The 7,605-nt window shown below is 75.3% G+C and carries 6 protein-coding genes and 1 pseudogene; all 7 read right to left on the minus strand.

What is annotated here, in order from left to right; all coding sequences use genetic code 11:
• The coding region (locus tag ABZ641_RS20555) for a right-handed parallel beta-helix repeat-containing protein (protein ID WP_359983664.1) at positions 1-1,524 on the minus strand (1,524 nt) is incomplete at its 3' end.
• 120 nt (positions 1,525-1,644) lie between these two features.
• The gene (locus tag ABZ641_RS20560) at positions 1,645-2,538 is read right to left on the minus strand and encodes an MOSC N-terminal beta barrel domain-containing protein (protein WP_344625066.1); all 894 of its coding nucleotides are present in this window, start codon (positions 2,536-2,538) and stop codon (positions 1,645-1,647) included.
• Between the two features lie 163 nt (positions 2,539-2,701).
• Positions 2,702-3,343: a DUF6643 family protein gene (locus tag ABZ641_RS20565; protein WP_344625065.1), complete on the minus strand. Its 642-nt coding sequence runs from the start codon at positions 3,341-3,343 to the stop codon at positions 2,702-2,704.
• A 294-nt stretch (positions 3,344-3,637) separates the two neighbouring features.
• On the minus strand, positions 3,638-4,081 hold the full coding sequence (mscL, locus tag ABZ641_RS20570; protein WP_344625064.1) for a large conductance mechanosensitive channel protein MscL: 444 nt from the start codon (positions 4,079-4,081) through the stop codon (positions 3,638-3,640).
• A 207-nt stretch (positions 4,082-4,288) separates the two neighbouring features.
• Complete coding sequence (locus ABZ641_RS20575) at positions 4,289-5,488, minus strand: DegT/DnrJ/EryC1/StrS family aminotransferase (protein WP_359983668.1); 1,200 nt, start codon at positions 5,486-5,488, stop codon at positions 4,289-4,291.
• Positions 5,485-7,059, minus strand: coding sequence for a hypothetical protein (locus tag ABZ641_RS20580; protein WP_359983671.1), 1,575 nt, complete (start codon positions 7,057-7,059; stop codon positions 5,485-5,487). Before ABZ641_RS20580 ends, ABZ641_RS20575 begins: the two co-directional genes overlap by 4 nt.
• Positions 7,059-7,605: pseudogene (locus ABZ641_RS20585) on the minus strand (GNAT family N-acetyltransferase); the annotation flags it as partial. The gene ABZ641_RS20580 and the pseudogene ABZ641_RS20585, both read right to left, overlap by 1 nt.

A 7,605-nucleotide genomic window follows, 5' to 3' on the forward strand; every position in this document is an offset into this window, starting at 1 on the left:
GGCGAGCGGCGGCGCCGCGGGCAGCGCGGCGCGCGGCACCGGCAGCGCGGGCGGCGGCGGGGGGACGTCGTCCGAGACGCAGCCCTCGGTGACCGGGCCCGCCTCGGAGAACTCGAAGCCGGCCCGGCCGTTCTGCTCGGCCCGGCAGCGGGTGAGCACCGTGCGGCAGCCGTCGATGACGTGGAAGCCGAAGCCGCGGCCGTGCGAGACCCGGCAGTCCTCGAAGGTGCCGCGGCCCTGGGCCGAGACGTACACCCCGGCGTCGCCCGCGCCGCGCACCGTGCACTCGCGCAGCACCGGGTCGGCACCCTTGGCGACGATCACGCCGGTGGCGACGTCGGCGATCTCGCAGCCGGTGAGCAGGCCGCCGCTGCCGTGGTCGCGGAACCAGAGCCCGGTGCCGGCCTCCTGGATCCGGCAGTCCGTCAGGTCGGCGGTGGCGCCGCCGCTGACCGAGACGGCGGAGGAGCGGATCCGGCTGAACGAGCAGTCGGCGGCGCTCGCCCGGGAGTCGCGGTCGAGCACGAACAGGGCGTCGGGGAGGTCGTGCAGGGTGCAGTCGGCGAGGGCGAGGCGGGCGCCGTCGCTGACCCACAGCGCCGGGTAGTCGCCGCCGGCGGAGTGGATCTCGCTGCCCTCGGCCTCGACCTCGGTGCCGGCGTCCCAGACGGAGAGCGCGCCCCGGCCGAAGGTGTGCAGGGTGCAGCGCTCCAGCCGCAGCCGGGCCCGGCCGCGCAGGTCGGCGGCGTTCTCCGGCAGGTCGTGGATGCGGCAGCCGGCGAGCAGCAGTTCGGCATCGGTGTCCAGGGTGAGGCCGTTGCCGGTGACCCGGTGCACGGTGCAGTCGGTGAGCCGGCCGACCGCGCCGTCCTCGGCCTGCACGCCGCTGCCGCGGATCTCGTAGATCTCGCAGCCGGTCAGTTCGGCGCCGCTGCCGGCGCCGGTGAGCAGGAGCCCGGCGCCGCCGGTGTGGTGGACCTTGCAGCGGTCCAGGACGGCGGCGGCGCCGCCGAGCACGGCGATGCCGGCCTGGCCCGCGGCGGAGACCTCGCACTCCTGGAGGCCGGCCCGGGCACCGGGCCGCAGCCGCACCCCGAGGCCGGCCGGGTTGGCGACGGTGCAGGAGCGGAGCACGGCGGAGGCGCCGTCGCCGAGTTCGACGCCGGCGGAGGCCTGGGTGTCGATCCGGCAGCCGGTGAGGCGGGCGCCGTCCGCGGTGACCAGGACGGCGGGCAGCGAGCGGTCGGAGCCCTCGACGATCACGTCCTGGACGGTCGCGGCGGCGGCGACGGTCAGCGGCACCCCGCCGGGCGGGCTGATCCGGACGCTGCCCGGGCCCTCGGCGGCCAGCACGGTGACCGGTTTGTCGATCACCACCGCCTCCCGGAAGACGCCCGGCCGCACGGTCACGGTGTCGCCCGGTTCGGCGGCCGCCAGGGCCTCGTGGAGCGTGTCGTACTCGCCGGCGCGGCGCCGCCAGCGGGACCCGCTGTCCTGCGTGACCCGGACCCTCTGTTCTGCCATGCGGTCTGTCATCCCCACCTTCGTCGAAGCCCTGCGATGGTCGGCCGCCCGCGGGGTGCCCCCGGCCGTGGCGCGGGGGCGTCCGCGCACTACAACGAGTGGGCGACGGTGCGGTGCCGGTCAGCGCCGGGCGTCCGGCTGCGGCCGCGGGCCCTCCTCCAGCACGGTGACCTCGTCGCCGACCCGCAGGGTGCCGAGCAGGTCGCCGGTGACGCCCTCGGGACGCTCCGGTACGAGGTTCTGGCCGAAGACGAGCTTCTTGCCGAAGCGGCGGTGCCGGCCGAGCGCGAGCAGCGGCTCGGGGCCGCGGCGCTCGCCGGTCTCCTGGTCGGTGGTGGTCACCACGCAGCGGCCGCAGGGCTTGGCGACCCGGAAGACCACCTCGCCGACCCGGATCCGCCGCCAGCCGTCCTCGGCCCACGGGCCGGTGCCGGAGACGACCAGGTTGGGGCGGAAGCGCTCCATCGGCAGCGGCTCGGCCCGCCGGTCGCCGGCGGGGTGGTCGGCGGCGAGGTGCTCGTTGAGCGCGGCCAGCGAGGCGGTGGTGGCGAGCAGCAGCGGGAAGCCGTCGGCCATGCTGGTGGTCTCGCCGGGCCGGCTGTACTCGGGGTCGATCCGCCGGCTGCCGGCAGGGTCGTCGAGGTGCAGCAGGCGGACGTCGCCGAGGCGGTCGGAGAACCAGACCTGTGCCTCCTTCGCGGCCTCCACGGCGGGGAAGAAGGTGCCGAAGACGTCGGCCTGCGCGGCCGGGTCGCCGGCGGCGGCGCTCGGTGCGGGGATGCGGATGCTCGCGCCGTCGGGGTCGGTGACGGTCAGTGAGCCGTCGGCGTGCGGCAGGGTGCGGTACTGGCCGAGGGAGGGGTCGTCGCGCTGGGTGACGGCGCGGCCCGCGGGGTTGGCGAGCATCCAGCGGCGGTCGCCGGCGAGGCCCCACGGCTCCACCCCGGCGCTGTCCGGGCTCAGCCGGTAGGTCGACTTGACGGGATAGACGTGGAGGGCGGTCAGCTGCGGCATGCCCCCATCCTGCCAGTCGGCGGCGGTGCTCCGGTGCCGCGGCCTGGAATGCGCGGAGGCCGCCCGGTCCGCCTGGTACGGCGGGCCGGACGGCCCCGGAGAGGAAGACCTCGTGCCCTTGCTCCGCCCGGCGCCCTCGTTCGCCGGGGTGGTGCGGCTTCGGTCAGCCGGCCTGCGGGTAGTACGCGGGGCCGGGGTACTGCTGCTGGACGGGACGGACCGGGGCGACCGGTGCGGCCGGGCGCAGCTGGTTGCCGCCGAAGCTCTGGTCGGCGAAACCCTGCTGCGGGCCCTGGCCGAAGCCCTGCGCACCGAACTGCTGGCCGGACATGCCCGAGGGCGCCGACGCGAAGCCGTTCTGGCCGCCGAAGCTCTGCCCGGTCTGGTACCCGGCCTGGGGGGCGGGGGAGACCGGCGCCTGCGGGCGCTGCGGGGGGAGGTACGGCTGCGGGCTGCCGTACCCGGGGACGGCCGGCTGCGGGGCCGCCGCGTACATCGACGGCGCGGTCTGCGCCGGGATGTACGAGGTGGCGGGGCCGCTGCTGGGGCCGGGGCCCAGGGCGAGGCGGGCCGGCGGGAGCGCGGGCAGGTTGCTCACCGGGCTGTCGAAGCCGGTGCTGTAGCCGCTGCCGTAGCTGCTGCCGTAGCCGGAGCCGTAGGTGGCCGGGGGCAGGGCCGCCGGCACGTTGATGGGCGCGATCTGCGGGACACCGCGTTCTGCGACGAGGCTGTCGTAGATGGGCGTGCCGGAGGAGAAGGACGGAGAGGGGTAGCCGACTCCGTCGTAGGAGCGGGGCGAGGTCATGGGGCATACCGTAAGCCCACAACGTGCCTGCTGAGGAGAGTGGAAGAGGTGGGATTTCGACCGTTCACACAGTCTTCGCTCGATCGAAACGCTCGAAAGTGTGCAAATCCGACATACTGTCGACCAGTTCAAGCCATCCGATCCCCCTGACCGCCGGTCGAACGCCGGGCGAACCGCCGACGTCGGCTCGTCGGACCCTCGGCCGTCCGAAACCGGAGGGCGTGCGGTGCGGACCGCGCGCCGGTGGGCCCGGCCGCCTCGCGGACGGACCGGACCCGCCGGAGAAGCCGCACGTCAGCCGACGTGTACGCTCTGCGCCGGGAAGCCGGGACGGCCCGCCAGCTCCGTCGTGCAGTGCGCGCAGCGGACGGCCGCGACCGGCACCGTGCTCAGGCAGTCCGGGCAGTCGGCCTTCGCCACCGGCACGTCCTTGCGCGGCTCGAAGCGGGCCTGCAGCCGCCCGACCGGCACCACCACGGCGAAGTAGATCACCGCGGCGATCAGCACGAAGCTGATCAGCGCGTTCAGGAACGCCCCGTACGGGAAGACGGTGCCCGCGACGCTGAAGGACTCCTTGCTGTAGTCGCCGACCGCGCCGCTGGCGATGCCGATCAGCGGGGTCAGGAACGCCGTCACGAAGCCCGTCACCACGGCCGTGAAGGCCGCGCCGATGACGATGCCGACCGCCAGGTCGACGACGTTGCCGCGCAGCAGGAAGCTGCGGAATCCCTTGAGCACCGGGTGACTCCTCGAAATGCGTGGGGCCGCGCCGGCCCGGCCCGGCCGGGCCCTTCGGCCCCGCCGGCCATCCTGCCGAGGCCGGACGGCGCGGTCCAACCGGCGTCACCCGTTCCGCCCAGTCGTCGTACCGGGTTGCGCTCCGGGTGGGCCGGGCCGTGCCCGCGGGCGGCCCCGCAGGCCCCGCCCGCGACACCCCACGGACCGTCAGATTCCGGCAGCCCGGAGCCGATCGGCGTGCGCCTGCACCTTCACCACCGCCCCGGCCACCCGCCGCACCGCCGCCGCGTCCATGTGCGACCAGAGCGGCACCGTCAGCACCGAGTCGGCCAGCCGGTCCGTCAGCGGCAGCGCCCCCGCCTGCCCGAGGTGCGCGTAGGCGCGCTGGCGGTGCACCGGCGGGAAGAAGTAGCGGCGGGTGTCCACCCCCTCCGCCTTCAGCGCCCGGCCGAGCTCCGCGGCACCGAGGCCGAAAGCGGCCGCGTCCACGATCAGCGTCAGGTCCTTGAAGGTCGAGGTGTCGCCCGGCTCCGGCAGGGCGAGCCGCAGTCCCGGCAGCCCCGCCACCGCGGCCGCGAACACCTCCACCAGCGCCCCGCGGTGCGCCACCCGCTCGGGCAGGCCGGTCAGCGAGGCCAGGCCGACCGCCGCGTGCAGCTCGCTCATCCGGGCGTTCAGCCCGGGGAAGAGCGTGTCGTAGTCGCCCGGGTTGCCGTAGTCGCGGGCGGTGCGCAGGGTCGCCGCGAGCGAGGCGTCCCGGGTGGCGACCAGGCCGCCCTCACCGGCCACCGCCACCTTCGTCGGGCTCATCGAGAACACCTCCGCCAGCCCGAAGCCGCCGATCGGCACCCCGCCGCGGGCGCTGCCGAAGCCGTGCGCGGCGTCGTAGACCAGCGGCACCCCGGCCGTGTCCGCGACCTGCTGCAGCCGCTCCACCTGGCAGGGGGTGCCGTACACGTGGGTGGCCATCAGCGCGGCCGGCCGGTCGGCGGCCTTCAGCCGCGCCTCGGCGTCCTCCGGGTCGAGGGTGATGTCCTGTTCGCGGGCCTCCGCGAACAGCGGGGTGCCGCCCGCCCAGTGCGCGGCGTGCGCGGTCGCCGAGAAGGTGAAGCCGGGCATCAGCACCGGCCGGCCGCCGCCTACCCCGGCGGCCTGCAGCACCAGCATCAGACCGGCCGTGCAGTTGGAGACCGCCACCACGTGCGGCACCCGCAGCAGCTCGGCGGCCCGCTCCTCCAGTTCGGCGACCGTCCGCCCGTTGGTGAGCTGGCCGCTCTCCAGCACGGCGGCGATCCGGGTCAGCGCCTCGTCGGCGTGCGGGACCTTCACCCGGGTCAGCGGCAGGCCGTCGGGGAAGGCCGGGGTGCCGCCGAGGGCGGCGGGCGTGTCGAGGTCGGTGGTCGTCATGGTCGGGTCGATCCCCCCTGGGTCGGTCGGTTGCCGGGTGTCCGCGCGGAGGCGGGTGCCGCCGCGGCGGGGTCGGGCGGTGCCGGCCCGGACGGTGCGGCACCACCGGGCGGCGGCTCGGGCCGGCCGCCCCACTGGCCGGGCTGCACCCGCCACAGCGGCGGCCGGGAGTGCGCCCGCACCCGCGGGCGGTCCCCGTCCGGCCGCGGGACGGCGAGCAGCACCAGCACCAGCGGCAGCACCTGCACGCGTTCGCGCGACAGGATGCCCATGTTGTTGATGGTCGAGAACGCCCAGCAGAACAGCAGGGTGTAGACGATCGTGAAGGCGACGTAGGAGCGCCGCAGGAACCACCGCGGCACCTGACTCAGCCGCGGCCAGCTGCGGATGAACATCACCAGCAGCGCGAAGCACTCCACCGACTGCACCAGGTTCTGCACGTTCGACGCCTCGAACGGGAAGGGCCGGAACAGCACGCTGACCACCGCCACCGGCAGCCCCGCCGGATTCAGGCTGAACTGCGGCGACTCGTCGTCCGCCGCCTGGTTGATCACCGACCCGCCCTGCGAGGTGCGCCGCGAGGTCTCCGACAGCACCTGGTTGACGCTGTCGCCGCCGGTGCCGCTCGTCCCGAAGAACGTCGACACCTGCTGCAGCATCAGCATCACCATCACGCCCAGCACCACCACGGTGAGCACCGTGCGCAGCGGCCCCAGCGCGCTCACCTGCTGCGGCCGCCGGCGCAGCACGTACGCCACCGTCAGGCCCGCGCCGGCCAGCACGGTGACGTGCGGGCGGACCATGCCGGTGCCCAGCGAGCCCAGCGCGATGCAGAGGAACGCGCCGAACCGGCGGTCCAGCAGCCGCGCCACGCCGTAGGTGGTCAGGCCCAGGCAGAACATCATCCAGGCGTCCTTGCCGATGCTGGACGGCCAGAACAGCAGCGACGGCAGGAAGAACACCAGCTTCGCGTACCGCCGGGAGTCCGCCTCGGGGAAGGCGATCTGCAGCGCCCGCCAGAACAGCAGCAGACCCCAGAAGCCCAGCCAGGAGAACACCAGGAAGCCGCCGACCAGCGACGGGCCGGTGATCGCGTACACCACGCCGGTCACGATGATGATGAAGCCCGTGCCGGCGACCTTCATCCCCAGGTCGTAGTGGAACGTCCCGGAGAGCGGGCTGTGGGTGTCCAGGAACAGCGCCAGCTCGCTGCCCCGCTGGTGGTACATCTTGGCGTCGGCCGCGCCGCCGTACAGCACGAAGGCCATCAGGTACCGCGGGAAGGCGCACAGCAGCTTGAGCGCCATCGCCAGCATCAGCAGCCGGAAGACGTCCTTCTCCGGGTTGGCGGCGGCGACCCGCGCCAGGACCGGCGTGCCGATCGCCATCAGCGCGGGCAGGACCAGCAGCGCCCCCCAGGTGTCGTACCCGGTGTGCACCATCGCCAGCACGAACAGCGTCACGTAGCCGACCACCAGCGCGGCCGCCACCGCCGACGGCCAGGGCACCCGCCGGGCCAGCGCGGCCACCGCCGTCACCGCCGGCCTCGCCGCGACCGCCGGAGCGGCCATCAGAAGACCTCCAGGTCGCCCAGGTTGAACCGCCAGTCGGCCGGGATCCGGCCCGCCGTGAGCGGACCGGACGGGGACCGGGCGGCCAGCACCATCCCGGTGCGCGGAGCCGTCAGGTAGCCGCTGCGCCGGGCGGCCGCGGCGGCTTCGGTGCCCGCCGCGAGGTGGCCCGCGACGTGGTCGCAGCCCGCCTTCGCGGCCTGCTTCAGCAGCCGCGCCGCGCTGCCCCGGTCGCCCGGCCGGACGATCACGTCGGCGAGTGTGAACTCGGCCAGCGGCCCGCGCCGCCGCGGCCGGCCGAACGCCACCCCGGTCAGCTCGCCGCCGCGGTGGCAGGTCAGCACCCGGTAGTCCAGGCCGGGCGCGTCGCCGTACCGCCAGCGCAGGAAGTCCGCGGTGCGCCGGACGGCCAGCCGGGTGTCGGTGACGTCCGCGGCCGCCCGCTCCCGCAGCAGCTCGTCCAGACCCTTCCGCGGGCCGGCGAACCAGTCCTCGGCGGTCGGCAGCGAGCACACCGGCGGGCCCGCCGTACCCGCCCCGCGGCGG

The sequence above is a fragment of the Kitasatospora sp. NPDC007106 genome (assembly GCF_040634455.1).
GTDB classification, from domain to species: Bacteria; Actinomycetota; Actinomycetes; order Streptomycetales; family Streptomycetaceae; genus Kitasatospora; species Kitasatospora arboriphila.

What these genes read in the sequence shown, in the direction of transcription:
- ABZ641_RS20560 (WP_344625066.1), bottom strand. Translation starts at nt 2,538, where the DNA reads ATGCCGCAGCTGACCGCCCTCCACGTCTATCCCGTCAAGTCGACCTAC.
- ABZ641_RS20565 (WP_344625065.1), bottom strand. Translation starts at nt 3,343, where the DNA reads ATGACCTCGCCCCGCTCCTACGACGGAGTCGGCTACCCCTCTCCGTCC.
- ABZ641_RS20580 (WP_359983671.1), bottom strand. Translation starts at nt 7,059, where the DNA reads ATGGCCGCTCCGGCGGTCGCGGCGAGGCCGGCGGTGACGGCGGTGGCC.
- ABZ641_RS20575 (WP_359983668.1), bottom strand. Translation starts at nt 5,488, where the DNA reads ATGACGACCACCGACCTCGACACGCCCGCCGCCCTCGGCGGCACCCCG.